This window comes from Phycicoccus ginsengisoli (assembly GCF_054779295.1).
In genome coordinates, this window is the sequence record NZ_BAAGYN010000006.1 from 245,059 (window position 1) to 270,575 (window position 25,517).

The 25,517-nt window shown below is 73.3% G+C and carries 23 protein-coding genes; 16 read left to right on the top strand and 7 right to left on the bottom strand.

Translation table 11 applies throughout. The features are described 5' to 3' along the window. Positions 1–94 precede the first annotated feature (94 nt). From ACYVDO_RS12305 to ACYVDO_RS12320, 4 genes are all read right to left on the bottom strand, one after another. Entirely contained in the window at positions 95–1,720 is a 1,626-nt protein-coding gene (locus ACYVDO_RS12305) for an FAD-dependent oxidoreductase (RefSeq protein ID WP_460936234.1), read from the bottom strand. A 5-nt stretch (positions 1,721–1,725) separates the two neighbouring features. Continuing rightward, positions 1,726–2,346, bottom strand: coding sequence for a hypothetical protein (locus ACYVDO_RS12310; protein WP_460936236.1), 621 nt, complete (start codon positions 2,344–2,346; stop codon positions 1,726–1,728). 83 nt (positions 2,347–2,429) lie between these two features. Then, positions 2,430–2,873, bottom strand: a complete 444-nt coding sequence (gene mce / locus ACYVDO_RS12315) for a methylmalonyl-CoA epimerase (RefSeq protein WP_460936238.1) — start codon at positions 2,871–2,873, stop codon at positions 2,430–2,432. A gap of 59 nt (positions 2,874–2,932) precedes the next feature. Then, positions 2,933–3,502 carry a hypothetical protein gene (locus ACYVDO_RS12320; protein ID WP_460936240.1) on the bottom strand — a complete coding sequence of 190 codons (570 nt, stop codon included), beginning with the start codon at positions 3,500–3,502 and terminating at the stop codon, positions 2,933–2,935. A gap of 107 nt (positions 3,503–3,609) precedes the next feature. On the opposite strand from ACYVDO_RS12320, the gene gatC reads away from it, so the two are divergent. The 3 genes from gatC to gatB are packed head-to-tail and all read left to right on the top strand — an operon-like array spanning position 3,610 to position 7,007. Then, positions 3,610–3,906 (top strand): Asp-tRNA(Asn)/Glu-tRNA(Gln) amidotransferase subunit GatC, encoded by a 297-nt coding sequence (gene gatC, locus ACYVDO_RS12325; RefSeq protein WP_460936242.1) that lies wholly within the window; start codon positions 3,610–3,612, stop codon positions 3,904–3,906. Between the two features lie 21 nt (positions 3,907–3,927). Further along, complete coding sequence (gene gatA / locus ACYVDO_RS12330) at positions 3,928–5,451, top strand: Asp-tRNA(Asn)/Glu-tRNA(Gln) amidotransferase subunit GatA (RefSeq protein WP_460936244.1); 1,524 nt, start codon at positions 3,928–3,930, stop codon at positions 5,449–5,451. 5 nt (positions 5,452–5,456) lie between these two features. Then, positions 5,457–7,007 carry an Asp-tRNA(Asn)/Glu-tRNA(Gln) amidotransferase subunit GatB gene (gatB, locus tag ACYVDO_RS12335; protein ID WP_460936246.1) on the top strand — a complete coding sequence of 517 codons (1,551 nt, stop codon included), beginning with the start codon at positions 5,457–5,459 and terminating at the stop codon, positions 7,005–7,007. Between the two features lie 185 nt (positions 7,008–7,192). On the opposite strand, the gene ACYVDO_RS12340 is transcribed toward gatB, so the two are convergent. Beyond that, complete coding sequence (locus ACYVDO_RS12340; RefSeq protein WP_460936248.1) at positions 7,193–8,413, bottom strand: PQQ-dependent sugar dehydrogenase; 1,221 nt, start codon at positions 8,411–8,413, stop codon at positions 7,193–7,195. A 65-nt stretch (positions 8,414–8,478) separates the two neighbouring features. On the opposite strand from ACYVDO_RS12340, the gene ACYVDO_RS12345 reads away from it, so the two are divergent. From ACYVDO_RS12345 to ACYVDO_RS12355, 3 genes are all read left to right on the top strand, one after another. Continuing rightward, on the top strand, positions 8,479–9,402 hold the full coding sequence (locus ACYVDO_RS12345; protein ID WP_460936250.1) for a 2-hydroxyacid dehydrogenase: 924 nt from the start codon (positions 8,479–8,481) through the stop codon (positions 9,400–9,402). Between the two features lie 87 nt (positions 9,403–9,489). Next, on the top strand, positions 9,490–10,572 hold the full coding sequence (locus ACYVDO_RS12350; protein WP_460936252.1) for a WD40/YVTN/BNR-like repeat-containing protein: 1,083 nt from the start codon (positions 9,490–9,492) through the stop codon (positions 10,570–10,572). 2 nt (positions 10,573–10,574) lie between these two features. Beyond that, positions 10,575–10,853 (top strand): MoaD/ThiS family protein, encoded by a 279-nt coding sequence (locus ACYVDO_RS12355; RefSeq protein WP_460936254.1) that lies wholly within the window; start codon positions 10,575–10,577, stop codon positions 10,851–10,853. Positions 10,854–10,937: 84 nt separating this feature from the next. Here the strand turns inward: ACYVDO_RS12355 and ACYVDO_RS12360 are convergent, their stop codons facing one another. Continuing rightward, entirely contained in the window at positions 10,938–12,050 is a 1,113-nt protein-coding gene (locus ACYVDO_RS12360) for a PLP-dependent cysteine synthase family protein (RefSeq protein WP_460936256.1), read from the bottom strand. Positions 12,051–12,059: 9 nt separating this feature from the next. Further along, positions 12,060–12,722, bottom strand: a complete 663-nt coding sequence (locus tag ACYVDO_RS12365; RefSeq protein ID WP_460936259.1) for a TetR/AcrR family transcriptional regulator — start codon at positions 12,720–12,722, stop codon at positions 12,060–12,062. A gap of 125 nt (positions 12,723–12,847) precedes the next feature. Between ACYVDO_RS12365 and ACYVDO_RS12370 the strand changes: the two genes are divergently transcribed. From ACYVDO_RS12370 to ACYVDO_RS12415, 10 genes are all read left to right on the top strand, one after another. Further along, a complete protein-coding gene (locus tag ACYVDO_RS12370; RefSeq protein WP_460936261.1) occupies positions 12,848–13,549 on the top strand; it encodes a hypothetical protein in 702 nt (233 codons plus the stop codon). Continuing rightward, positions 13,546–15,609, top strand: a complete 2,064-nt coding sequence (locus tag ACYVDO_RS12375) for a YhgE/Pip family protein (protein WP_460936263.1) — start codon at positions 13,546–13,548, stop codon at positions 15,607–15,609. The genes ACYVDO_RS12370 and ACYVDO_RS12375 overlap by 4 nt, the downstream gene beginning before the upstream one ends. Before the next feature lie 187 nt (positions 15,610–15,796). Beyond that, entirely contained in the window at positions 15,797–16,321 is a 525-nt protein-coding gene (locus ACYVDO_RS12380) for a SixA phosphatase family protein (protein ID WP_460936265.1), read from the top strand. Positions 16,322–16,397: 76 nt separating this feature from the next. Continuing rightward, complete coding sequence (gene ilvD / locus ACYVDO_RS12385) at positions 16,398–18,119, top strand: dihydroxy-acid dehydratase (protein WP_460936267.1); 1,722 nt, start codon at positions 16,398–16,400, stop codon at positions 18,117–18,119. A 264-nt stretch (positions 18,120–18,383) separates the two neighbouring features. After that, entirely contained in the window at positions 18,384–20,288 is a 1,905-nt protein-coding gene (locus tag ACYVDO_RS12390; protein ID WP_460936270.1) for an acetolactate synthase large subunit, read from the top strand. Further along, the gene (gene ilvN, locus ACYVDO_RS12395; RefSeq protein WP_310155145.1) at positions 20,285–20,797 is read left to right on the top strand and encodes an acetolactate synthase small subunit; all 513 of its coding nucleotides are present in this window, start codon (positions 20,285–20,287) and stop codon (positions 20,795–20,797) included. The genes ACYVDO_RS12390 and ilvN overlap by 4 nt, the downstream gene beginning before the upstream one ends. Positions 20,798–20,897: 100 nt before the next feature. Then, positions 20,898–21,926: a ketol-acid reductoisomerase gene (ilvC, locus tag ACYVDO_RS12400; RefSeq protein ID WP_460936273.1), complete on the top strand. Its 1,029-nt coding sequence runs from the start codon at positions 20,898–20,900 to the stop codon at positions 21,924–21,926. 313 nt (positions 21,927–22,239) lie between these two features. After that, entirely contained in the window at positions 22,240–23,826 is a 1,587-nt protein-coding gene (gene serA, locus ACYVDO_RS12405; protein ID WP_460936274.1) for a phosphoglycerate dehydrogenase, read from the top strand. 355 nt (positions 23,827–24,181) lie between these two features. Beyond that, entirely contained in the window at positions 24,182–24,280 is a 99-nt protein-coding gene (locus ACYVDO_RS12410) for a 3-isopropylmalate dehydrogenase (RefSeq protein ID WP_460936276.1), read from the top strand. A gap of 122 nt (positions 24,281–24,402) precedes the next feature. Further along, the gene (locus ACYVDO_RS12415) at positions 24,403–25,479 is read left to right on the top strand and encodes a 3-isopropylmalate dehydrogenase (protein ID WP_460936278.1); all 1,077 of its coding nucleotides are present in this window, start codon (positions 24,403–24,405) and stop codon (positions 25,477–25,479) included. The last annotated feature ends 38 nt before the right edge of the window (positions 25,480–25,517 follow it).

The following is a 25,517-nucleotide window of genomic DNA, read 5'->3' on the forward strand; positions in this document are numbered from 1 at the left end:
CTCCTCGGCGTCGGGCTGCACGGATGCAGCGAAACTACTGGTGGGTATGGCGATCGGGGCAGGGAGTGAGACTCCGGTCACGCGGTGACGTGGCTCACCCGCTGCCGATGCCGGCGATGTACCGGTCGGGGCGCACGAGGCACCAGGTGGGACCGGCCGGGCCGAGCCGACGGCGCAGCTCGGCGGCCCCGCGGCCCGGGGGCAGCCGGACCTCGCGGACCCAGCCCGCCGGCAGGTCGGGGTCGGGGGCTGGGGCCGGGCCGTCCCCGAGCAGCAGCAGGTGGTGGCCGGTCCCCTCGAGCAGCTCGTACAGCCGGTGTGGACGCGCCGGTACGCCGGACGGGTCGTCCACCTGGGCGGGGCCGTCGAGGGGCAGGTCCGGGAGCCTGTCCCCGACGCGCAGCCGGGGACCGACGACGCCCGAGAGCGGCGGCGCGACGGGGACGGCACGCCGGCGGTAGCTCAGCGCCAGGCCGGTGACGAGCCGCACCCCGGGGGCGATCGCCTCGAGGTGCCGGGCGACGCCGGGCGCCACCGCGGGCACGACGGCCCGGCGCAGCGCGCGGGCCACGGGGTCGGGCGAGGACTCGCCCCACCAGGCCACCGAGGTCCAGCCGATGCCGAGCCGGGCGACCGGGCGGCGCTCGCGCTCGTAGCTGTCGAGCAGCCGGCTCGTCCCCGGTGGGGCGCTGGCGGCGAGGGCCAGCTTCCACCCGAGGTTGCAGGCGTCCTGCATCCCGGTGTTCATGCCCTGCGCGCCCGCGGGACTGTGGACGTGGGCGGCGTCGCCGGCGAGGAGCAGTGAGCCGCGACGGTAGGAGTCGGCCAGGTGGTGGCGCAGCGGCACGTGGTCGGCCCAGGCCACGTCCCGGACGGAGACCGCCCCGTCGGACAACGAGTGGACCAGCCCGGCGAGCGCGCGGTCCGGGTCGTCGCCCGGCCCGGTCGCGGGCAGCCGGTGCGGGGCCTGCCGGTGCCGGGCCGGCCGGTGCCAGCGCGCCGCGGGGCGCGGGCCGGGGCCGGCGACGACCACCCGCCAGGTGGCTCGCTCACCGGCGGGGAAGAGGAAGAGAATGCCGTCGCGCCCGGCGAAGACGTGTGCTCCGGGGGGAGCAGGGGGCGCCCCCAGCTCGACGTCGCCGATCACGACCGGGTGACGGTAGGGCCGTCCCGGGAAGCCGATGCCCGCAGCGGCCCGGACGGTGCTGTCCGCCCCGTCGCACCCGACCACGAAGGTCGCCGTGGCGACGATGCCGCCCTGCCGGTCGAGCGCGACCGTCCCGGCCCGGTCGGGGTCCGGGGCGGTGCCGCTGACGTCCACGCCCCAGCGCACCGGGACCCCGCGCCGGGTGAGCAGCTCGAGCAGCGTCGCCTCGACCGCGGCCTGCGTCACCAGCAGCAGCCGAGGGTGCGCGGTGTCGGGCAACGGGAGCTCGCCGAGGTGCACGGGGACGTCCCGGCCCCCGGCGTGCAGCACGGCGTCGAGGTGGGAGCGGCCGGAGCGCAGGAGGAGCTCGCTCGCGCCCAGGGGCGCCAGCTGCTCCAGGGTTCTCGGGTGCACGACCAGCGCCCGCGAGGGCCGGGCCGTGCCGTCGCGCCGGTCGACGACGGCCACCCGCGCACCGTGGGCCGCCGCCTGGAGCGCGAGGGTGAGGCCCGTCGGCCCGGCGCCGACCACGAGCACGTCGAGCTCGGCGGAGGACGCCCGTCCCGCGACCATCGCGCCTACCCGGCCAGCTCCCACCACAGGGCGGCGGCGACGCCCGAGGAGCGGGCCTCCGGCCGCTGCAGGCGGCTCCCGTCGCGCAGGACGTCGTCGACGCCCAGCCCCGGCACCACGAGGTAGTCGATCGAGCCCGGCACGGCGACGAGGGCCAGAACCCGCCAGAGCCGGTCGGCATACCAGCGTGCTCGGTCCGCACCGTCCCAGTCGTACAGCCCCCGGTAGACGAAGGTCTCCGGGTCGACCATCCACTGCTTGCGCACGAAGCCGGGGAACCCGGCGAACAGGGGCGTGTTGACCACGCAGGTCGTCACGAAGACGCGGTGCAGGGCGCGGCGCTCGCCGATCCAGCGCAGGCGGAACTGCACCTGCAGGACCGCGGGCTCGACGCCGGGGGAGGAGTGGTCCGTCTCCGTGGTGCGGAAGATGATCGAGCGGGTGCCGTCGCGGAAGCGCAGCCGGGTGCCGACCAGGTCCTCGGGCTGGCGCAGCCGTCCGGCGGCGACGAGGCGCGCGGTCTGGGCCGCGCTGCCCGCCACGGCGGCGACGACCTCTCGAGGCGGGACGGCGGTCGGCGGGGCCGGGCGGCCGGGAGCCTCACGGGCTTGCACTGGGCTGGACATGCGGCCTCCGAGGGTCGGTCGTGCAGAGGCGTCCAGCGTCCCTGACCCGCCGGGCGCCGGTCAGGGCCGGAGGTCCTGAGGGGTCAGTGCGTCTCGTGCGCCGGCTGGACCAGCTCGACCAGCACCCCGCCGGCGTCCTTGGGGTGGATGAAGTTGACCCGGGAGTTGGAGGTGCCCCGGCGCGGCTCGTCGTAGAGCAGCCGCAGGCCGCGGTCGCGGAGCACCTGGCCGACCGCCTCGACGTCCTCGACGCGGTAGGCCACCTGCTGCACACCGGGGCCGGACCGCTCGAGGAACTTGGCGATGGTGGAGTCGGGGGTGAGGGGCGCGAGGAGCTGCACGTGCGAACCGCTGCCGCCGACCGCCATCATCGCCTCGCGGACCCCCTGCTCCTCGTTGGCCTCCTCGTGCGCGAGCTCCATGCCGAAGGTGTCGCGGTAGAAGGCGATCGCCTCGTCGAGGTCGCGCACGGCCACGCCGACGTGGTCGATGGCGGTGAACAGCTCGGTCGGCAGGGCGGCGTCCATGGGCACCACCCTAGGACGGGTGGTCGCACCGCGGACATGAGTGCTGCGTCACGTCGCGGTCAGGGTTGGGTGTCGAGGTGCGGCTCGAAGAACTCCCGCGTCCGGGCGTCGGCGGCGAGCTCGGGTCGCTGCTGCAGCCACTGCGCCAGGATGCCCACCGCGGGACGCCAGCCCCGGTCGCGGGCCGTGAAGCGGGCCACCGGCTGCTTGTGGTCCTGCGTCATCACGAAGACGCGCGAGGGCCGCTGCCGGCCGTCGACCGACGAGGCGTCGACGTAGCGGATCGACACGACGCGCTCGCGGGAGGTGTCGGTGCGTCGCCGCCCCACCCGCAGGCGCACGCCGTCCGCGTCGAGGACCTCACGGTAGGACGCGGCGTACCAGACCCTGACCGGCAGGACGACCAGGAAGCCGGCGACGAGCAGCCAGCCCACGACGCTGCCGACGGCCCCGATCCCCGAGCCCCTGAAGGGAGCCATCCAGTCACCCTCGGCGACGGCGAGCCGCACGGCGGCCAGCATCCCGACCCACAGGGCGGCAGCCGCCGGTCCGCCGACCCACAGCAGCGGCCACGGTGCGCGCACCACGACGCGGTCGTGCCGGGAGGCAGGACGCAGGCCGGTGGACATGGCCCGATGCTAGACACCTCGCGGACCGTCACCGGGCGGCGCGGCCACCGGTCCGGCCGGCGCAGGTGGAGCACCGGACGGCACCGGAGCGCCCCTAGACTGGCTGCATGTCCGCACTGTCCCGGGACGACGTCGCGCACCTCGCCGGCCTCGCCCGCATCGACCTGTCCGATGCCGAGCTCGACCGCATGGTCGGGGAGCTCGGCGTCATCCTCGAGTCCGTGGCCAAGGTGCAGGAGGTGGCGGCGCAGGACATCGAGCCGATGTCGCACCCCATGCCGATCACCAACGTGACCCGGCCGGACGAGGTGCGCCCCTCCCTCGGCGCCGAGGCAGCGCTCGCGGGCGCGCCCGCCCAGGAGCAGCAGCGCTTCGCGGTGCCGCGCATCCTCGACGAAGACTGACCCGACAGACCAAGGACACCCGTGACTTCCGACCTCACCCGCGCCTCCGCCGCGGAGCTCGCCGACGGCCTCGCCCGCAAGGAGATCAGCTCCGTCGAGCTGGTCCAGGCCCACCTCGACCGCATCGCCGCCGTCGACGGCGCCGTGCACGCCTTCCTCCACGTCGACGCCGAGGGGGCGCTCGCGGGCGCCCGCGCCGTCGACGACCGCCGCGCCGCCGGCGACGAGGACCTGCACGTCCTCGCCGGCGTGCCGATCGCGGTCAAGGACGTGATGGCCACGCGCGGTATGCCCACCACCTGCGGCTCGCGCATCCTCGAGGGCTGGCTGCCGCCGTACGACGCCACCGTGGTCGCCAGGCTGCGCGCCGCCGGCCTGCCGATCCTCGGCAAGACCAACATGGACGAGTTCGCGATGGGCTCCTCCACCGAGCACTCGGCCTACGGACCCACCCACAACCCGTGGGACCTCGACCGCATCCCCGGCGGCTCGGGCGGTGGCTCCTCGGCCGTCGTCGCGGCGTACGAGGCACCGCTGGCCATCGGCACCGACACGGGTGGCTCGATCCGCCAGCCCGCGGCGGTCACCGGCACCGTCGGCGTCAAGCCGACCTACGGCGGCGTCTCCCGCTACGGCCTCGTCGCGCTCGCCTCGAGCCTGGACCAGGCCGGTCCGTGCACCCGCACAGTGCTCGACGCGGCGCTGCTGCACTCGGTCATCGGCGGCCACGACCCGATGGACTCCACCTCGATCGCCGCGCCGGCCCCGCCGGTCGTCGAGGCCGCCCGCCGCGCCGACGTCGCCGGGCTCAAGGTCGGGATCATCAAGGAGCTCGGTGGCGAGGGCTACCAGGCGGGCGTGCGCGCCCGGTTCGACGAGGCGGTGGCACTGCTCGAGGGCGCCGGCGCCGAGGTGGTCGAGGTGTCCTGCCCGAGCTTCGACTACGCGCTCGCGGCGTACTACCTGATCCTCCCGAGCGAGGCGTCCTCCAACCTCGCCAAGTTCGACGCCATGCGGTACGGCCTGCGGGTGCTGCCCGAGGGCGTCGACGCCCCGAGCGCCGAGCAGGTCATGGCCGCGACGCGTGACGCCGGTTTCGGCGACGAGGTCAAGCGGCGCATCATCCTCGGCACGTACGCGCTGTCCAGCGGCTACTACGACGCCTACTACGGGCAGGCGCAGAAGGTCCGGCGGCTCATCTCGAACGACTTCGCCGCGGCCTTCGACAAGGTCGACGTCCTCGTCAGCCCGACCTCGCCGACCACGGCGTTCAGGCTGGGGGACAAGCTGGACGACCCGATGTCGATGTACCTGCAGGACGTCGCGACCATCCCGGCCAACCTCGCCGGCGTGCCCGGGATGTCGCTGCCGAGCGGCCTGGCCGACGAGGACGGGCTGCCCACCGGCATCCAGATCCTCGCGCCCGCCACCCAGGACGAGCGGCTCTACGGCGTCGGTGCGGCGCTGGAGCGGATGCTCGTCCAGAGCTGGGGCCGCCCGCTGCTGACGCAGGCCCCCGACCTGACCGCCCTGAAGGGAGCGTGACCGCGATGACCACCACCGTCACCGACGAGGTCGTCGACTACGACGAGGCGATCGAGCGGTACGACCCGGTCATGGGCCTCGAGGTCCACGTCGAGCTCAACACCGCGACCAAGATGTTCTGCGGCTGCGCGACCGGCTTCGGCGCCGAGCCGAACAGCCAGGTCTGCCCGGTGTGCCTCGGCCTGCCCGGCGCGCTGCCGGTCGTCAACGAGAAGGCCGTCGAGTCGGCGATCCGGATCGGGCTGGCGCTCAACTGCGAGATCGCCGAGTGGTGCAGGTTCGCCCGGAAGAACTACTTCTACCCGGACATGCCGAAGAACTTCCAGACGAGCCAGTACGACGAGCCGATCGCCTTCAACGGCTACCTCGACGTCGAGGTCCCGGCCGAGCACGGCTCCGGCACCGAGGTGTTCCGGGTCGAGATCGAGCGCGCCCACATGGAGGAGGACACCGGCAAGTCGCTGCACATCGGCGGCTCGACGGGCCGCATCCACGGCGCCGACTACTCGCTCGTCGACTACAACCGGGCGGGCATCCCGCTCATCGAGATCGTCACCAAGCCGATCACCGGCGCCGGCTCGCGGGCGCCCGAGGTGGCCCGCGCGTACGTCGGTGCCCTCCGCGACCTGCTGCGCGCGCTGGGTGTCTCCGACGTGAAGATGGAGCAGGGCTCGCTGCGCTGCGACGCCAACGTGTCGCTGCGCGCGAGGGTCGGCGAGCCGACGAGCGAGGAGCAGGCCGCCGTCCCGCTCGGCACCCGCACCGAGACCAAGAACGTCAACTCCCTGCGCTCGGTCGAGCGGGCTGTCCGGTACGAGGTCTCGCGGCATGCGGCGATCCTCGACGGCGGCGGCTCGATCTTCCAGGAGACGCGGCACTGGCACGAGGACACCGGCGTGACCACGTCGGGGCGCCCCAAGTCCGACGCCGACGACTACCGGTACTTCCCCGAGCCCGACCTCGTGCCCGTCGCCCCGACCCGCGAGACGGTCGAGGAGCTCCGGGCGACGCTGCCCGAGCCGCCGGCGCAGCGCCGCAAGCGGCTCCAGTCCGACTGGGGCTACAGCGACCTCGAGATGCGCGACGTCGTGAACGCCGGCGCGGTCGAGCTCATCGAGGAGACCGTGGCGGCCGGCGCGAGCCCGGCGGCCGCCCGCAAGTGGTGGCTCGGCGACCTCGCCCGGCGCGCGAACGCCGACGGTGTCGCGGTCGCCGACCTCGGGGTCACGGCCGAGCACATCGCCGAGCTCGACGGGCTGGTGCGTGACGGCCGGCTCAACGACTCGATGGCCCGGCAGGTCCTCGACGGCGTGGTCGCCGGCGAGGGGACGCCGACGCAGGTCGCCGACGCGCGCGGGCTCGAGCTCGTGCAGGACGACGGCGCCCTCGAGGCGGCCGTCGACAAGGTCATCGAGGGCAACCCCGACGTGGCCCAGAAGATCCGCGACGGCAAGGTCCAGGCCGCGGGCGCGCTCATCGGGCAGGTCATGAAGGAGATGAAGGGCCAGGCCGACGCCGGCAGGGCCCGCGAGCTCATCCTCGCCAAGCTCGGCTGACCCCCCAGCCCCCCAGCCCCCCAGTCCCCGGTCGCGCCCTGGGGCTCGACGACTCCCTCCCCCCGCAACACGGCAGTTGCTGGCACGAAACGGCAGTTCTGAACCCCCGTTTCGCGTCAGCAACTGCCGTGTTGCGCGTCGGGGGGCGGGGTGGCGCGCGGCGAGGGATGGGGGAGCGGGCGGTCTCAGCGCAGGGAGGAGACGGCGAGGTCGAGGATGCGGTCGTCGTCGGGGCCGGGGGCGCCGCGGAACGTGTTGCTCGTGACGACCCACAGCCTTCCGTCGCCCGCGGACACCACGTCGCGCAGCCGGCCGTAGCGACCCTCGAGCAGCCGCTGCGGCGTCCCGACGCCCTTGCCCTGCAACGGGATCCGCCACAGCGAACGACCCCGCAGCGCCGCCATCCAGACCGACCCGTCCGCGACCGCGATGCCGCTCGGTGAGGCCTGCGAGGTCGGCCACTGCACGAGCGGGTCGGTGTACCCGGCGCGACCCGCCCGGCCCTCGACCACCGGCCACCCGTAGTTGCGCCCGGGCTGGATGAGGTTGAGCTCGTCCCACGTGTCCTGGCCGAACTCGCTGGCATACATTCGCCCGTCGGGAGCCCACGCGATGCCCTGGACGTTGCGGTGCCCGTAGCTCCACACCCGCGTGCCGAACGGGTTGCCGTGCGCCGCGGCACCGTCCGGCGTGACGCGCAGGATCTTGCCGCCGAGCGCACCCTTGTCCTGCGCCGCCGGCCGGTTGCCCGCGTCGCCCGTGGTGACATAGAGGTACCCGTCCGGCCCGAACGCGAGTCGCCCGCCGTTGTGGAACCCGGCCTTGGGTATGCCGGTGAGCACCGGCGTGAACGACGTCGCCCTCCCGTCGGCGAACGTCAGCCGCACGACCCGGTTGTCCTGCTCCCCGGTGAAGTACACGAAGACGCGGTGGTCGCGCGCGAAGGTCGGCGACACCGCGACGCCCAACAGGCCGCCCTCACCGGCGGGCGCGACCCCGGGGACGGTGCCGAGGACCACGGGAGCCGACCCCTCGCGGACGTGCAGCAGCTGCGCCCGGTCGCGCAGGGTGACGAGGGCCGAGCCGTCCGGCAGGAACGCCACCGACCACGGGACGTCGAGGTCGCGGGCCACGGTGACCACGGCCGGCCGGGTCACCGTGGAGCTGGTCGAGGATGAGGTGCCGGTCGGAGAGCCGGCCCCCGACGACGACGTGCCGCCGCTGGTCGGCGGGGTGGTGCCGGACGTGCTGCCGTCCCGCGCAGCGGTGGTCGACAGTGAGGGGGCGGTGACCGTCCCGTCTGACGAGGGCGACCCGCTGCAGCCGGTCGCGACCAGCAGGGCCACGACGGCGGCGGACCCCGCTGCGAGGGCCCGCACGGCGCGGGTGGTGGGGCGCGGCGGCATACCCCATTGTGCGCGAGGTGGAGGCGCCCGACCCGGCGCACGGCGCTCGGGCTAGCGTGGCCGTCATGGTGCTCGTGACGCTGCCGGGGCAGGAGTGGGTCGACGCGGTGGGTCCCGTGCCCGGGCTGGAGCTCGAGGTGTGGGACCTGTCCGAGCCGCACCCGCGCCCGGAGGAGGTGCGCGTCGTGGTGCCGCCGTACCTCGGGGCCGGCCCCCGCCTCCCCGTGCTGTCGACGCTGCCGAACCTCGACCTGGTCCAGCTGCTCACGGCCGGGTACGACGGCATCCCCGACCTGCTGCCACCGGGTGCCCGGCTCGCCAACGCGGCCGGGGTCCACGACGCCTCGACGGCCGAGCTGGCGGTGGCCCTGGCGCTCGCGTCGCTGCGCGACGTCCCGGACTTCGTCGTGGCCCAGCGCGAGCACCGCTGGCTGCCCACGACGATGCACCCGGCGCTGGCCGACAAGCGCGTGCTCGTCGTGGGGTACGGCTCGATCGGCCGGGCGATCGCTGCTCGCCTCACGCCGTTCGAGGTCACGGTCACCGCGGTGGCGTCGAGGGCGCGCGCGGGCGACGACCTCGTCCGCTCGGTGCACGGCGTCGACGAGCTGCCGGAGCTGCTGCCGCACCACGACGTCGTCATCCTCATCGTCCCGCTCGGTGAGGCCACCGCCGGGCTGGTCGACGACGCGTTCCTCTCCGCGATGCCCGACGGTGCCCTGCTCGTCAACGTCGCCCGCGGCGGCGTCGTCGACACCGACGCCCTGCTGCGGCACGCCCGCGCCGGACGGGTCCGGGCGGCGCTCGACGTCACCGACCCCGAGCCGCTGCCCGAGGACCACCCGCTGTGGGACGTCCCGGGCGTTCTCATCACGCCCCACGTCGGGGGCGCGTCGAGCGCGTTCACGCCGCGCGCCACCCGGCTGCTCCAGGAGCAGCTGGGGGCGTATGCCGCGGGCCGGCCGCTGCGCAACGTCGTCCACCCCTAGCGCGTCCCTGGCCTGCATCCCCGAGGAACGAGGCCTGCGCCCCAAAGCCGGTGACGCTGTCGCACGGCGGTGGCATCCTGAGGTTCCATGAGCGAGACCATCGTCGGGATCGGCACGCGCAAGGGACTGTGGCTGGCACGCAGCGAGGACCGGCGGGGGTGGCGGCTCGAGGGCCCGCACTTCCTCATGAGCGAGGTGCTCTCGCTGCTGTTCGACACGCGGCAGGACCCCACGCGGCTGCTCGTGGGCTTCCGCTCCTCGCACTGGGGGCCGTCGCTGCAGCACTCCGACGACCTGGGGCAGACGTGGGTCGAGCACCCCGACGGCTCGATCCAGTTCCCGGCCGACACCGACACCGCGCTCAAGGCGACGTGGCAGCTCGTGGCCGACCCGCACGACCCGGCGGTCGTCTGGGCCGGCACCGAGCCGCAAGGGCTGTGGCGCAGCGGTGACCGCGGCGAGACGTTCGAGCTGAACCGCGGGCTGTGGGACCACCCGCACCGGCCGCAGTGGGGCGAGGGGTTCGGCGGGGGAGCGATCCACACGGTGCTGCCGAGCCCGGCCGACCCCGACTCGATGCTCGTGGCCATGAGCACCGGCGGCGTCTACAACACGACGGACGGCGGTGCCTCGTGGAACCCGGGCAACACCGGCATCCACGCCTACTTCATGCCCCACGACGAGTGGCCCGAGTTCGGCCAGTGCGTCCACAAGGTCGCGCGCGACTCGGCGACGCCGACCCGGCTCTACGCGCAGAACCACAAGGGCGTCTACCGCTCGGACGACAACGGCGTCACCTGGACCTCGATCGAGGAGGGGCTGCCGACCAACTTCGGGATGACGGCGGTGGCCAACCCGGCGCGCGGCGACTCGGTCTGGCTCGTACCGATCGCCTCCGACGGCGAGCGCATCCCCCCGGACGCGCAGCTCCAGGTGGCGCGCTCGGACGACGCCGGGGCGACCTGGCGCGAGCTCACGACCGGCCTGCCGCACAGCTGGACCAACGTGCTGCGCGACGCCGCCGGCACCGACACCTCCGAAGAGCCGGGCCTGTACGTCGGCACCCGCAACGGCGAGGTCTACGCCTCCACGGACGAGGGCGAGACGTTCGAGCGGATCGCGACCCAGCTGCCGGACGTCCTCGTCGTCCGCGCCGTCACGCTGCCGTGACGGTGCGGGTGGTCCTCCCGGGGCTCCTGCGCGACCTGGCTGACGGCGCTGCCGAGCTGCCCGTCGAGGTGGGGGAGGGGGCGCGGCTGTCCGAGGTGCTCGACCGCGCGTTCGAGCCGTGGCCGGTGCTGGCGCGCCGCGTCCGCGATGAGCGTGGCGAGATCCGCCGGCACGTCAACGTCTTCGTCGACGGCGAGGACGCCAAGCGGCTCGAGGGCGTCGCGACCCCGGTGGCCACCGCGGCGACGGTGCACGTGGTCAACGCCGTCTCCGGCGGCTGAGCCGGACCTGGCGCGGCTCTGGCGCGGCTCTGTCGGCAGGGGGTGGGCTGGTCCCGGCGCCAGGCGTCCCGGACCGGGGAGTGCTCAGCCCTCGTCCCAGACCCCGTCGTCCCAGGCGCGGCGCAGCGTGGCGGTCGGACCCTGCAGGTCCCACCCGCGCTCGGCGACCCAGTCGTCGCACAGGTACGTCCCGGCATACCGGTCGGCGCCGTCGCACAGCAGCGACACGATGCTGCCCTCCTCGCCCCGCGCGGCCAGCTCGCAGGCGAGGCGCAGGGCGCCGTAGAGGTTGGTCCCCGTCGAGCAGCCGGCGCGCAGCCCGGTCCGCTCGGCCAGGAAGCGCATCGCGGCCACCGAGGCGACGTCGGGGACGAGCATCATCCGGTCGACGACCGCCGGGACGAAGCTCGGCTCGACGCGCGGACGCCCGATGCCCTCGATCCGCGACCCCCACGCGCGCGCCACCCCGTCGTCGTCGCCGCGGAACGCCGGCAGGAACGCGGAGTTCTCCGGGTCCACGACGCAGACCCTCGTGGCCAGGCTGCGGTAGCGCACGAACCGGCCGATCGTGGCGCTCGTGCCACCGGTGCCTGCACCCACGACCACCCAGGTCGGCACGGGGTGGCGTTCGCGGGCCATCTGCTCGAAGACCGACTCGGCGATGTTGTTGTTGCCGCGCCAGTCCGTCGCGCGCTCGGCGAAGGTGAACTGGTCCAGGTAGTGGCCGCCGAGCTGGTCGGCCAGCCGGCGCGCGACCTCGTAGACCTCGGCGGCGTCGTCGACGAGGTGGCAGCGGCCGCCCTCGCGCTCGATGAGGGCGATCTTCTCGGGGCTGGTGGTGCGGGCCATGACCGCGACGAAGGGCAGGCCCAGCATGCGGGCGAAGTACGCCTCGGACACCGCAGTCGAGCCGCTCGAGGCCTCGATGACGGTGGTGCCCGGGCGGAGCTCGCCGTTGCAGAGGGCGTAGAGGAACAGCGACCGGGCGAGCCGGTGCTTGAGGCTGCCGGTGGGGTGGGTCGACTCGTCCTTGAGGTAGAGGTCGATCCCCGGCAGCCCGGGCACCGGCACCGAGATCAGGTGCGTGTCGGCGCTGCGGTTGGCGTCGGCCTGGATGCGGCGGACCGCCTCGTCCAGCCAGGCGCGGTCCGCCGGCCGCTGCGGGACGACGTCGACCAGGGAGGGTGCCTTCGCCATGGCGGAAGGCTAGCGGCCGGTGCGCCTGCCCCGGCCCGGCACCGGGCCGCCGGTGGCTGCGCCGGTCACCAGGGGCAGGAACTCCCGCTCGAGCTCACCCGGCCCGACCCGCTCCGGCTCGAGCAGGTGCTGGGCCAGGCCGCCCTGCAGCACCATCGTCACGAGGCGCACGAAGCGGTCGGTCGGCAGGGTGGGGTGCAGGCCGTGGTCGCGCACGATGCCGTCGACGACCTCGCCGAGGCCGGCGCGGACGTCGGCCTGGATCGCCGCCCAGGCGCGCCGGGCCTGCTCGTCGCGCAGGGCGTGCAGCCCGAACTCGGTCGTGAGCAGGTGCCAGCGACGACGCTCCTCCGGGTCGCCCGCCCACACGTCGACGACCGCGTCGAGCAGCGCGGGCAGGGTCAGTCCCGGCTGCGACGCGACCTCGGCGATGGCCGTCCGCAGCCGTCGCGCGTGCTGGGCGTAGAGCTCCGTGACGAGCTCGTCCTTGTCGGTGAAGTTCGAGTAGAACGCCCCCCGCGTGAAGCCGGCGCGCTCGCAGATGTCCTCGACGCTGGCGCCGTGGAAGCCGCGCTCGGCGAAGACCTCCGCGGCGGCGGCGAGGAGCCGGTCCCGGGTGGCCTGCCGGCGGTGGGAGCGCGGCTTGCCCTGGTCTGCGTTGGCGGTGGCCATGCGATGAGGATACACTCCTGTATCGGATACGGATGTGTATTCAACGCACCACCGCACTCGAGACCGCCGGTGCGGGCCCACCCCTCGGGGTCGCCCGGGCCCCCGGCGGCCGGAGAAGGACAGACATGGAGCTCCTCGCCGACCGCGTCGAGGTCGCCGGGCTGCACGGCCCGCTGCTGCTGCCGACCACGCTGCACGCCTCACCGCGCCGCGTCGAGCTGGTGGCCGGCGACCCCGGCCCGGGTCACGTGGCCCTCGCCCTCGCCCTGGCCGGGCGCATCCGGCTCGCCGGTGGCTCGGTCACGCTCGACGGGGACCCCGCCGCCGCCGCCCTGCGCCGGCACGTCGCCCTCGTCGACGTGCCGGACGTGAGCGCCCCCGAGGACGCGGTCACCGTGCGCGCCGCCGTGGCCGAGCAGCTGGCGCTTGCCGGGCTGCCGTCGAGCCGCGCGGCCACCGGGGCGCTGCTCGCCGCGCACGGTCTGCAGGACCTGGCCCGGGAGCGGTTCGAGGCACTCGCCCCCGGTGCCCGCACCCGGCTGCTGCTCGACGTCGCCGCGCGCCGCGCGCTCACCCGCGTGCTCGTCCTCACGGCCCCCGACCGGCTGGGTGGCCGGCCGGAGGAGTGGTGGTCTGCGGTGCACCGGTATGCCGACGACGGCCTCACCGTGGTCGTGCAGTGCAGCCACGCGACCGTCCGGGCGCTGGGCCAACCGGTCCGCCACGAGCTCGGGGCGACCCGCGACCTGGTGGAGACCGGGGGCAGGGCCCCCGCCGGGGAGCCCGGCCTTGCGCCGCAGTCCCCCGCTGCGGAGGTGGTCGCGTGACCGCCGTCCGACTCGCCCTGACCGAGCTGCGCCGGCTCACCGCGGGGCGCCTGCCCCGGGCCGCCCTCCTGGCGATGCTCCTCGTGCCCACGCTCTACGGCGGCCTCTACCTCTACGCGAACAAGGACCCCTACGGCGGCCTCGAGCACGTCCCGGCGGCCGTGGTGGTCGAGGACTCCGGCACGACGCTGGCCAACGGCGAGCGGCTGGCCGTCGGCAGCCAGGTGGCCGACGAGCTCGTGCGCTCGCACAGCTTCGACTGGCACCGTGTCGACCGGCAGCAGGCCCACGACGGCGTGTCCGACGGCCGCTACGACTTCGCGCTGGTGGTACCTGCCGACTTCTCCTCAGCCCTGGCCTCGAGCGCCGACTTCACCCCGCGTCAGGCCGAGCTGCGGCTGGAGACCAACGACGCCAACGGCTACCTGGCTCGCACCATTGCCAACCAGGTCGTCGCCCAGGTGACGAAGTCGGTGGCCTCCGAGGTGAGCTCCACCGCCGCCAACCAGCTGCTCACCGGGTTCACGACGATCCACGGCAAGGTCGAGGATGCTGCCGGCGGCGCCGGGAAGCTCGCCGACGGGATCTCGCAGGCCGACGACGGCGCGCACCGGCTGGCCGACGGCGCCGACCGACTCGTCGCGGGGGAGAAGAAGCTCGTCGACGGCACCGACCAGCTGTCCCAGGGTGCGTCGAAGGCCGCGGCCGGCGCCGACCGGCTCGCCTCCGGCGCGGGCGACCTGCACTCGGGCCTGCAGACGCTCGACCAGCGCACCGCGGCCCTCCCCGCCGACACGCGCCGCCTCGCGGACGGCGCTCACCAGGTCGCGGACGGCAACGCGAAGGTGGCGGCTGCGGGGCGGCAGGTCGCGAGCGCCTCGAGCGCCTTCGTCGCCGACGTGACGACCAACCAGGGGGACCTCGCCGACACGCTGCGTGCCGCGGGCTTCACCGACACCCAGGTGCAGCAGGTCCTCGACGCGGCGCGGCAGCTCAGCGGCCCCGTCACCAGTGCCGACGGCCAGGTACAGACGGCGTCGACGCAGCTGGACCAGCTCTCCACCGGGGCCGCCCAGGTGGCCGCCGGCGCCGACCGGCTGGCTGCCGCTTCGGGCCCGCTCCACGCGGGCATCGCCCAGGCCGACAGTGGCAGCGCGCGCCTCGCGGCCGGGGCGAACGACCTCGCCGCCGGCAACCGTGCCCTGGCCTCGGGTGCGTCGGACCTGGCCACCGGCCAGCGGGCCGCCCTCGACGGCGCGACGAAGCTCGACTCCGGCGCCGGCGACCTGGCCACCGCCCTCGACCGGCTCCAGCAGGGCGCCACGAAGCTCCGCGACGGCCTGCGCGAGGGGCTGCGGTCCATCCCCGACCCCAGCCCCGAGGCACGCAAGGCCGTGGCCCAGACGCTCGGCAACCCCGTCGGCGTCGAGGGCAGCTCGCTGGCGTCCGCGGCGAGCTATGGCGCGGGGCTCGCGCCGTTTTTCCTCAGCCTCGCCCTGTGGATCGGCGGCTACGTGCTCTTCCTGCTCGTCAAGCCGCTGTCCGCCCGCGCCCTCGCGGCCGGCCAGCCGAGCTGGCGGACGGCGCTCGGTGGCTGGCTCGCGCCGGCAGTCCTCGGCGTGGTCCAGTCCGTCCTCGTGTATGCCGTCGTGGTGCGGGGGGTGGGCATCGGGGCCCAGTACCCGCTGCTGCTCATCGCCTTCATGGCCGCGGTGTCGCTGACCTTCGTCATGGTGCTGCACGCGCTCGCGGCCCGGTTGGGGGCGCCGGGCAAGTTCCTCGGCCTGGTCTTCATGGTGCTCCAGCTCGTCAGCGCGGGGGGCACCTTCCCGTGGCAGACGCTGCCCGGCCCGCTGCACCCGCTGCACCACGTGCTGCCCATGTCGTATGCCGTCGACGGCATACGACGGCTCATGTACGGGGGGTCGCTCGACCACCTCGCCGTCGACCTCGGGGTGCTCGCCGCCTACCTCGTCGCGGCGTTCCTCGTCTCCACCGTCGCCGCGCGCCGCGCGGGCACGTGGACGGCGCTGCGGGTCAAGCCGGAGCTGGCGATCTGACCCGCGCTCCCGGCATACGCACAGGTCAGCGGCGCGTGGCCACCGGGGGTGCCGGCCGTCCGGACGACGTGCCACCACCGCCGGTGCGCTGCCGCCAGCGGGTCGCGTCCACGCCGCGCGGAGCCGGCCACGGCCGCGCCGCGGGCGTGCGGTGGCAGGCGTCCCCGAACGGGGCCATCCTCGAGGTATGACCACCGCCGCCGACGACAAGGTGCTGCTCCTGCTGCGGCACGCCAAGGCGGAGCAGGTGCTCGGCAAGCCGGACCACGAGCGGGAGCTGACCGGGCGCGGCCGCCGCGACGCCCGAGCCGCCGGGCGCTGGCTGCACGAGCACGAGCTCGGCGCGGAGCTGGTGCTGTGCTCGCCGACCACCCGCACGCGCCAGACCTGGGAGGCGGCCCAGAGCGGCGGCGCCTGCGGCGAGACGGTGCAGTTCGACTCGACCCTCTACGACGGTGGGGCCCGCGAAGTGCTGCAGACGGTGCGCGAGCTCGGCGGTGACGCGCAGGTGGTCCTCGTCGTCGGGCACAACCCGACCATGGCGGTGCTGGCGAGCTCGCTCTCGGAGGGCGACGGCTCCTCGCTCGCGCACGAGTGCCTGGCCGAGGGCTTCCCCACCTCGACGGTCGCGGTGCTGCGCTACGCCGGTGCCTGGGAGCGCCTCGACACCGGGCTGGCCCGGCTCGAGCGCTGCCACACGGCACGGGGGTGAGCGGCGCGTGGAGCGTGGCCGTCTGGACCGTGAGACCCGCGTCCCACCTCGTGGACGGCGGTCCTAGACTTCGGCCATGACGACCCCCGAGCACCGCACCCCTGACGGCGTCGACATCAAGCCGCGCAGCCGCGACGTCACCGACGGCCTGGAGAAGACCGCGGCGCGGGGGATGCTCCGGGCGGTGGGGATGGGCGACGACGACTTCGCCAAGCCCCAGATAGGCGTCGCGTCGTCGTGGAACGAGATCACCCCCTGCAACCTCTCCCTCGACCGGCTCGCCAAGGCGGTCAAGGACGGGGTGCACGCCGGCGGCGGGTTCCCGCTGGAGTTCGGCACGATCTCCGTCTCCGACGGCATCTCGATGGGCCACGAGGGCATGCACTTCTCGCTCGTCAGCCGGGAGATCATCGCCGACTCGGTCGAGACGGTCATGAACGCCGAGCGGCTCGACGGCTCGGTCATGCTCGCCGGCTGCGACAAGTCGCTGCCGGGCATGCTCATGGCGGCGGCACGGCTCGACCTCGCCTCCGTCTTCCTGTACGCCGGGTCGATCCTGCCCGGCGTGGCCAAGCTCTCGGACGGCACCGAGAAGGAGGTCACGATCATCGACGCCTTCGAGGCGGTCGGGGCCTGCGCGGCCGGCAAGATGTCGCGCGAGGACGTCGACGCCATCGAGCGCGCCATCTGCCCGGGCGAGGGCGCCTGCGGCGGCATGTACACCGCCAACACCATGGCCACCGTCGGTGAGGCGATCGGCATGTCGCTCCCCGGCTCGGCGGCGCCGCCGGCGACCGACCGGCGCCGCGACGCCTACGCCCGCAAGTCGGGTGAGGCCGTCGTCAACCTGCTCCGCCGCGGCATCACGGCCCGCGACATCATGACCAAGGAGGCGTTCGAGAACGCCATCGCGGTCGTCATGGCGTTCGGCGGCTCGACCAACGCGGTGCTGCACCTGCTGGCGATCGCCCACGAGGCCGAGGTGGACCTGACGATCGGCGACTTCCAGCGCATCGGCCGCAAGGTCCCGCACCTGGCCGACGTGAAGCCGTTCGGCAGCTTCGTCATGAAGGACATCGACCACATCGGCGGCATCCCGGTGGTGCTCAAGACGCTGCTCGACGCCGACCTGCTGCACGGCGACTGCCTGACGGTCACCGGCAAGACCATGGCCGAGAACCTCGAGGAGCTCGCCCCGCCGCACATCGACGGACGCGTCATCCGCGACATGGCGCAGCCGATCCACAAGACCGGCGGCCTCACCATCCTCACCGGGTCGCTCGCACCGGAGGGTGCGGTCGTCAAGACCGCCGGCTTCGACGACGAGGTCTTCGAGGGCACGGCCCGCGTCTTCGACGGCGAGCGTGCGGCCATGGACGCCGTCGAGTCGGGCTTGCTGAAGCCGAACGACGTCGTCGTGATCCGCTACGAGGGGCCCAAGGGCGGCCCCGGCATGCGCGAGATGCTCGCGGTGACCGGCGCGATCAAGGGAGCCGGCCTCGGCAAGGACGTGCTCCTGCTCACCGACGGCCGGTTCTCCGGCGGCACGACCGGACTGTGCGTCGGGCACGTCGCGCCGGAGGCGGTCGACGAGGGTCCGATCGCCTTCGTCCGCGACGGCGACCGGATCCGGCTCGACGTCGCGAACGCCACGCTCGACCTGGTGGTCGACGAGGACGAGCTGGCCCGCCGGCGCGCCGAGGGCGTCACCCACCCCGAGCCCAAGTACACCCGCGGCGTGCTCGCGAAGTACCGCAAGCTCGTGGGCTCGGCGAGCGGGGGAGCGGTCTGCGGCTGAGGAGAGGGGCGGGCGTGCCTGGTCCTGTGACTGAGACGACACGTCCGCATGGTGGTACTCGGTGTCTCGCGCATTGACACACCGGGGGCGCGGCGGGAGAGTGCTCGTGTGGCACGAGTTCTCGTACTTCCCTAGCGCGCAGGCCCTTCCCCGAAGAGCCGGCGCGCTGCCCTCCGTCGTCCCCGCCACGGGACTGGGGGGCATTTTTTGTGAATCGACACGGTGTGGCCAGACCCAGCGAGAAGCGAAAGCAGTGAGACAGACGTGAGCGACGCGAGACCGGCCCAGGCGCCGGCGCCCAGCCCGAGCCAGGTGGCGCAGCAGGCCCGCGCCAAGACCCCCACCCAGGTGACCGGGGCGCAGAGCCTCGTGCTCGCGCTCGAGGCCGTGGGCGTCGACACCGTCTTCGGCATCCCGGGCGGCGCGATCCTCCCTGCCTACGACCCGCTGCTCGACTCGACCAAGGTGCGCCACATCCTGGTCCGCCACGAGCAGGGCGCCGGCCACGCGGCCGAGGGCTACGCCAGCGCCACCGGCAGGGTCGGCGTCTGCATGGCGACCTCCGGGCCGGGGGCGACCAACCTCGTCACGGCCATCGCCGACGCCTACATGGACTCGGTGCCCATGGTGGCGATCACCGGCCAGGTCAGCTCCGCAGCCATCGGCACGGACGCCTTCCAGGAGGCCGACATCCGCGGCATCACCATGCCGATCACCAAGCACAACTACCTCGTCACCGACGCGGCCGAGATCCCGCGGGTCGTGGCCGAGGCCTTCCACATCGCCTCGACCGGGCGTCCCGGCCCGGTCCTCGTCGACATCTCCAAGGACGCCCTGCAGGCGCGGACCGTCTTCTCCTGGCCGCCGAAGTTCGAGCTGCCGGGGTACCGGCCCGTGGCCCGGCCGCACAACAAGCAGATCCGCGAGGCCGCCCGGCTCATCGCCGAGGCCAGCCGGCCGGTGCTCTACGTCGGTGGCGGCGTGGTGCGCGGTCACGCCTCGGAGGAGCTGCGGGCGTTCGTCGAGCTGACGCAGATCCCCGTCGTCACCACGCTCATGGCCCGCGGCACCGTCCCCGACAGCCACCCGCTGCACCTCGGCATGCCGGGCATGCACGGCTCGGTCGCCGCGGTGACCGCCCTGCAGAAGTCCGACCTGCTCATCACCCTGGGCGCGCGGTTCGACGACCGGGTCACGGGGCTCCTGTCCACCTTCGCGCCCGAGGCCAAGGTCATCCACGCCGACATCGACCCGGCCGAGATCTCCAAGAACCGGGTCGCCGACGTCCCGATCGTCGGCGACGTGCTCGAGGTGCTGACCGAGCTCACCGCCGCCGTGACCGCCGACCACGAGGCCGGCAGGGCCGGCGACTACACCGCGTGGCGCGAGCAGACCGCCGGCTGGAAGTCGACCTTCCCGCTCGGCTACACCACCCCCGAGGGCGAGCAGACCGTCGCGCCGCAGCAGGTCATCGAGCGGATCGGCGCCATCGCCGGGCCCGAGGCGACCTACGTCGCCGGCGTGGGCCAGCACCAGATGTGGGCGGCGCAGTTCGTGCAGTACGAGCGCCCGAACGCGTGGCTCAACAGTGGTGGCCTCGGGACCATGGGGTATGCCGTGCCCGCCGCCATGGGCGCCAAGGTCGCCGAGCCCGAGCGCACGGTCTGGGCGATCGACGGCGACGGCTGCTTCCAGATGACCAACCAGGAGCTCGCGACCTGTGTCATCAACAACATCCCGATCAAGGTCGCGGTCATCAACAACAGCAGCCTCGGCATGGTCCGGCAGTGGCAGTCGCTGTTCTACAACCAGCGCTACTCCAACACCGACCTGCACACCTCGGTCGGCCGCCGGGTGCCCGACTTCGTCAAGCTGGCCGAGGCGTACGGCTGCGTCGGCCTGCGCTGCGAGCGACCCGAGGACATCGACGCGACCATCGCCAAGGCGATGGAGATCAACGACGTCCCGGTCGTCGTCGACTTCGTCGTCCACCGGGACGCCATGGTCTGGCCGATGGTGCCCGCCGGCGTGAGCAACGACGCCATCCAGGTGGCCAAGGACACCGCGCCGCAGTGGGACCGCGAGGACGACACGACGGCCGAGGAGGCCGTGGCCGACCAGGTCGCGGCCGAGCAGGCTGCAGCGCAGGAGGAGGCGAACCGAGCATGAGCAAGCACACCCTCTCGGTCCTGGTCGAGAACAAGCCCGGCGTGCTCGCCCGCATCGCGGCGCTGTTCTCCCGGCGCGGGTTCAACATCGACTCCCTCGCCGTGGGCCCGACCGAGCACGCCGAGATCTCGCGGATGACGGTCGTCGTCGACGTCGAGGACCTGCCGCTGGAGCAGGTGACCAAGCAGCTCAACAAGCTGGTCGAGGTGCTCAAAGTCGTCGAGCTCGAGCCCAACGCCTCGGTCCAGCGCGAGATCCTGCTGGTCAAGGTGCGCACCGACCTGAACAGCCGCAGCCACGTCCTGGAGACGGTGCAGCTGTTCCGGGCCAAGGTCGTCGACGTCGCCAGCGACACGCTCACGATCGAGGTCACCGGCAACCGCGACAAGCTCGCCGCGTTCCTCGAGGTCCTCGAACCGTTCGGCGTCAAGGAGCTCGTGCAGTCCGGCATGGTCGCCATCGGGCGCGGCTCGCGCTCGATCACCGACCGGGCGCTGCGCTCGGCCTGAGCCCCGGGTCCCCGCCGGGCACGCGGCATACCCACCACTGAACCCACCCACGAAACACCAAGAACCGGAACGAAACCCGCAACCGAAGGAGTTGGCCACCGTGGCCGAGATGTTCTACGACGACGACGCTGACCTGAGTGTGGTCCAGGGCAAGAAGGTGGCCGTCATCGGCTATGGCAGCCAGGGCCACGCCCACGCGCTCAACCTGCGCGACTCGGGCGTCGACGTCACCGTCGGCCTCGCCGAGGGCAGCAAGAGCCGGGCGAAGGCCGAGAACGAGGGCCTCACCGTGAAGTCCGTGGCCGACGCCGTGAAGGAGGCCGACCTCGTCGTCATCCTCACGCCGGACCAGGTGCAGCGGACCGTGTACGCGAACGACATCCAGCCCAACCTCAAGGAGGGCGCGGCCCTGCTGTTCGGCCACGGCTTCAACATCCGGTTCGGCTACATCAAGCCCGAGGCCGGCTCCGACGTCGTCATGGTCGCCCCCAAGGGGCCGGGCCACCTCGTGCGCCGCGAGTTCGTCGACGGGCGTGGCGTGCCGGTGCTCCTAGCGGTCGAGCAGGACGCCAGCGGCGCGGCCTGGGACCTCGCCAAGTCCTACGCCAAGGCGATCGGCGGCCTGCGTGCCGGCGGCATCCGGACCACGTTCACCGAGGAGACCGAGACCGATCTGTTCGGTGAGCAGTCGGTGCTCTGCGGTGGCGCGAGCCAGCTGATCATGTACGGCTTCGAGACCCTGGTCGAGGCCGGGTACCAGCCCGAGGTCGCGTACTTCGAGTGCCTGCACGAGCTCAAGCTGATCGTGGACCTCATGGTCGAGGGCGGCATCGCCAAGCAGCGCTGGTCGGTGTCGGACACCGCGGAGTACGGCGACTACGTGTCGGGCCCGCGCGTCATCGACGAGCACGTCAAGGAGAACATGAAGGCGGTGCTCGCCGACATCAAGAGCGGCGCGTTCGCCCAGCGGTTCATCGACGACCAGGACGCCGGCGGCCCGGAGTTCAAGGCCCTGCGCGAGAAGGGTGCCCAGCACCCGATCGAGGCCACCGGCCGCGAGCTGCGCAAGCTCATGGCCTGGGTGAAGGACACCGACACCGACTACGTCGAGGGCTCCGCGGCCCGCTGACGGGACTTCTCGCAAGACAACGGTTGCTCGACGACCCTCGGGATGACATTCCGCGGGAAGTCGAGCAACCGTTGTCTTGCGGGGGTCGGGGCGGGGAGAGCGAGTGGGGAAGAGGCGGCACCCAGGGTGGGCGCCGCGAGGGAGCTCGTCGACGGCTGGCCGTGTGCCGCGGGACGCCGCGCCCCGGGATGTGATGTGTGTTCCAGATGTCGAGCGACCGCATCCACATGGTGAGAGCGCGCCTATGCTGTCGGCGGGCACAGCGTGGTGCCGAGACACCGTCAGCCACCCCCGGAACCTCGAAGGAACCCACGTGAGCAAGCCGATCGTCCTCATTGCCGAGGAGCTGTCCCCCGCCACCATCGACGCCCTCGGGCCCGACTTCGAGATCCGCCACGTCGACGGCGCCTCCCGCGAGGCCCTGCTGCCCGCGCTCGCCGACGCCGACGCCGTCCTCATCCGCTCCGCCACGAAGATGGACGCCGAGGCCATCGCCGCCGCGAGGAACCTCAAGGTCATCGCGCGCGCGGGCGTGGGTCTGGACAACGTCGACGTCCCGGCCGCCACCCGCGCCGGCGTCATGGTGGTCAACGCGCCCACCTCCAACATCACCTCGGCTGCGGAGCTCGCGGTCGGCCTGCTGCTGTCGACGGCCCGCAACATCGCCCCCGCCAACCAGGCCCTCAAGGCCGGCGCGTGGAAGCGCAGCAAGTACTCCGGCGTCGAGCTCCTCGACAAGAAGGTCGGCGTGGTGGGCTTCGGCCGCATCGGCCAGCTCGTGGCCGAGCGCCTGCGCGGCTTCGGGATGGAGATCCTGGCCTACGACCCGTACGTCTCCGCGCAGCGCGCCGGCCAACTGGGTGCCCAGCTCGTGAGCCTCGACGAGCTGCTCGAGCAGTCCGACTTCATCACCGTGCACCTGCCCAAGAGCCCCGAGACCCTCGGCCTCATCGGCAAGGAGGCGCTCACCAAGGTCAAGCCCAGCGTGCGGGTCATCAACGCGGCCCGCGGCGGGATCGTCGACGAGGAGGCCCTCGCCGAGGCGCTGCGCGAGGGCCGGGTGGCCGGGGCCGGGATCGACGTGTTCGCCACCGAGCCGACGACCGAGAGCCCGCTCTTCGAGTTCGAGTCCGTCGTCGTGACGCCGCACCTCGGCGCCTCGACCGACGAGGCCCAGGAGAAGGCCGGCGTGGCCGTGGCCAAGTCGGTCCGACTGGCCCTCGGCGGCGATCTCGTCCCCGACGCGGTCAACGTCGACGGCGGTGCCGTCCCCGAGGAGGTCCGGCCCGGCATCGCCCTCGTCGAGAAGCTCGGTCGCATCTTCACCGGGCTGGCCGGCTCCGTGCCGGTGCAGCTCGACGTCGACGTCCAGGGCGAGATCACCGAGCACGACGTGTCGATCTGGAAGCTCGCCGCGCTCAAGGGCCTGTTCGCCGACGTCACCGAGGACCCGGTGACCTACGTCAACGCACCCCTGCTCGCCGAGCAGCGGGGCTGCGAGGTGCGCCTGCGCACCGACCCCGTGAGCAGCGACTTCCGCAACGTCACCACGCTGCGAGGCACCCTCGCCGACGGGTCGACCGTGTCGGTCGCGGGCACGCTCACGGGCCCGCGCCTGACCGAGAAGATCGTGGGGGTCAACGGGTTCGACCTCGAGGTCGCCCTTGCCGACCACCTCGCCTTCTTCACCTACGTCGACCGCCCCGGTGTCATCGGCACGGTGGGCCGCCTCCTCGGTGACGCGCAGGTCAACATCGCCAGCATGCAGGTGGCGCGCAAGGAGCAGGGCGGGTCGGCCCTGGTGACCCTCACCGTCGACACCAAGGTCCCCGGTGACGTCCTGGACGCCATCGCCTCCGAGGTGGGCGCCGAGGTCACCGTCGTCGACCTGGCCGACTGACGCGACACTGCTCCGCCCGGATGCCGTGTGGCCCCGACCGGGGGCCACACGGCATCCGTGCTTGGCGGGGTGCTCCGGTGAGCACTGGCTGCGGTCCTGCGGGGGAGGGACGGTCGTGCTCGCGAAGGGAAGGGCCGTCTCAGGCTGTGGGAAACGGGTTCCGGATAGTTGGACGTCCACGTAATCTCGAAGCATGGCGTGGCAGCTCGTAATTCTTAGCAGCCGCGGCGAGTTCCGGTAGTCAGCCAGCTCGCCGCGGAGATCCCGCCGTGCCCGGCTGACAGCGGCCCCCTGGAACCCAGGGATGGCCCCCCGAACCCCAAGACCCGAACCCTGTTCCCACACAGGGGAATCCGTGAAGGAAGAGATCGTGATGAGCGAAGAGGCACAGAAGGCGCGTCAGGCACTGCAGGAGTCGATGGACCTGCGCGAGCAGGGTCACTCGGACGACTGAGACCCACCCGATGCCGGCCAGCGAGCCGCGCCAGACGAACGGCCCCGATCCCCGCGATCCGGGGCCGTTCGTCATCTGAGACAGACATTTCGTATGGCAAGACGATCCCTAGGCTGGTTCCCATGACCTCCCATCCCGCCACGAGCCCCTCGTCCGACACCGTCGCCCTGGCCGTGATCGGCGGCGACGGCATCGGCCCCGAGGTCGTCGCGGAGGGGCTGAAGGTCCTCGAGGCGGTCACCGCCGGCAGCGGCACCAAGTTCCACACGACCGAGTACGACCTCGGCGCCCGCCGCTGGCACGCCACCGGCGAGACGCTGCCCGACTCGGTGCTGGAGGAGCTTCGCGGCCACGACGCGATCCTGCTCGGCGCGATCGGCGACCCGACGGTCCCGAGCGGCGTCCTCGAGCGGGGCGTCCTGCTGCCGCTGCGGTTCGCGCTCGAGCACTACGTCAACCTGCGGCCGGCCAAGCTCTACCCGGGCGTCCAGAGCCCGCTCGCCGTCGAGCGCGTCGCCCCCGACGGCATCGACTTCGTCGTCGTCCGGGAGGGCACCGAGGGGCCGTACACCGGCAACGGCGGGTCGCTGCGTACCGGCACCCCCCACGAGATCGCCACCGAGGTGAGCGTCAACACCCGGTTCGGCGTCGAGCGGGTCGTGCGCGACGCCTTCGCCCGCGCCCAGGCGCGCCCCCGCAAGCACCTGACGCTCGTGCACAAGCACAACGTCCTCACCCACGCCGGGCACCTGTGGCGCCGGACGGTCGAGGAGGTCGGGGCGGAGTTCCCCGACGTCCAGACGGCCTACCAGCACGTCGACGCGGCCACGATCTTCCTGGCCACCGACCCGGGGCGGTTCGACGTCATCGTCACCGACAACCTGTTCGGCGACATCATCACCGACATCGCCGCCGCGATCGCCGGGGGCATCGGCCTGGCCGCCAGTGGCAACATCAACCCCGACCGCACCGCGCCGAGCATGTTCGAGCCGGTGCACGGGTCGGCCCCCGACATCGCCGGCCAGGGCAAGGCCGACCCGACGGCGACGATCCTCTCCGTGGCCATGCTGCTCGAGCACCTCGGCCGCCCCGAGGAGGCCGCCCGGGTCGAGGCCGCCGTGGCCGCGGACCTGGCCCAGCGGGGCTCGGCCGTACGCAGCACCACCGAGGTCGGCGACGCGGTCGCCGCCCGGCTCTAGGTCCCCGGCGGCGCCCGCCTCTCCTGCCCGACGCGCCC

Excerpts from the sequence above, each read along its gene's own strand:
- gatC (WP_460936242.1), top strand. The coding sequence starts at position 3,610 with ATGTCCGCACTGTCCCGGGACGACGTCGCGCACCTCGCCGGCCTCGCC.
- ACYVDO_RS12310 (WP_460936236.1), bottom strand. The coding sequence starts at position 2,346 with ATGTCCAGCCCAGTGCAAGCCCGTGAGGCTCCCGGCCGCCCGGCCCCG.
- ACYVDO_RS12345 (WP_460936250.1), top strand. The coding sequence starts at position 8,479 with ATGGTGCTCGTGACGCTGCCGGGGCAGGAGTGGGTCGACGCGGTGGGT.
- ACYVDO_RS12350 (WP_460936252.1), top strand. The coding sequence starts at position 9,490 with ATGAGCGAGACCATCGTCGGGATCGGCACGCGCAAGGGACTGTGGCTG.
- gatB (WP_460936246.1), top strand. The coding sequence starts at position 5,457 with ATGACCACCACCGTCACCGACGAGGTCGTCGACTACGACGAGGCGATC.
- ilvD (WP_460936267.1), top strand. The coding sequence starts at position 16,398 with ATGACGACCCCCGAGCACCGCACCCCTGACGGCGTCGACATCAAGCCG.
- ACYVDO_RS12380 (WP_460936265.1), top strand. The coding sequence starts at position 15,797 with ATGACCACCGCCGCCGACGACAAGGTGCTGCTCCTGCTGCGGCACGCC.
- ACYVDO_RS12415 (WP_460936278.1), top strand. The coding sequence starts at position 24,403 with ATGACCTCCCATCCCGCCACGAGCCCCTCGTCCGACACCGTCGCCCTG.
- ACYVDO_RS12360 (WP_460936256.1), bottom strand. The coding sequence starts at position 12,050 with ATGGCGAAGGCACCCTCCCTGGTCGACGTCGTCCCGCAGCGGCCGGCG.
- ilvN (WP_310155145.1), top strand. The coding sequence starts at position 20,285 with ATGAGCAAGCACACCCTCTCGGTCCTGGTCGAGAACAAGCCCGGCGTG.
- ACYVDO_RS12365 (WP_460936259.1), bottom strand. The coding sequence starts at position 12,722 with ATGGCCACCGCCAACGCAGACCAGGGCAAGCCGCGCTCCCACCGCCGG.
- ACYVDO_RS12320 (WP_460936240.1), bottom strand. The coding sequence starts at position 3,502 with ATGTCCACCGGCCTGCGTCCTGCCTCCCGGCACGACCGCGTCGTGGTG.
- ACYVDO_RS12370 (WP_460936261.1), top strand. The coding sequence starts at position 12,848 with ATGGAGCTCCTCGCCGACCGCGTCGAGGTCGCCGGGCTGCACGGCCCG.
- ACYVDO_RS12340 (WP_460936248.1), bottom strand. The coding sequence starts at position 8,413 with ATGCCGCCGCGCCCCACCACCCGCGCCGTGCGGGCCCTCGCAGCGGGG.
- mce (WP_460936238.1), bottom strand. The coding sequence starts at position 2,873 with ATGGACGCCGCCCTGCCGACCGAGCTGTTCACCGCCATCGACCACGTC.
- ACYVDO_RS12305 (WP_460936234.1), bottom strand. The coding sequence starts at position 1,720 with ATGGTCGCGGGACGGGCGTCCTCCGCCGAGCTCGACGTGCTCGTGGTC.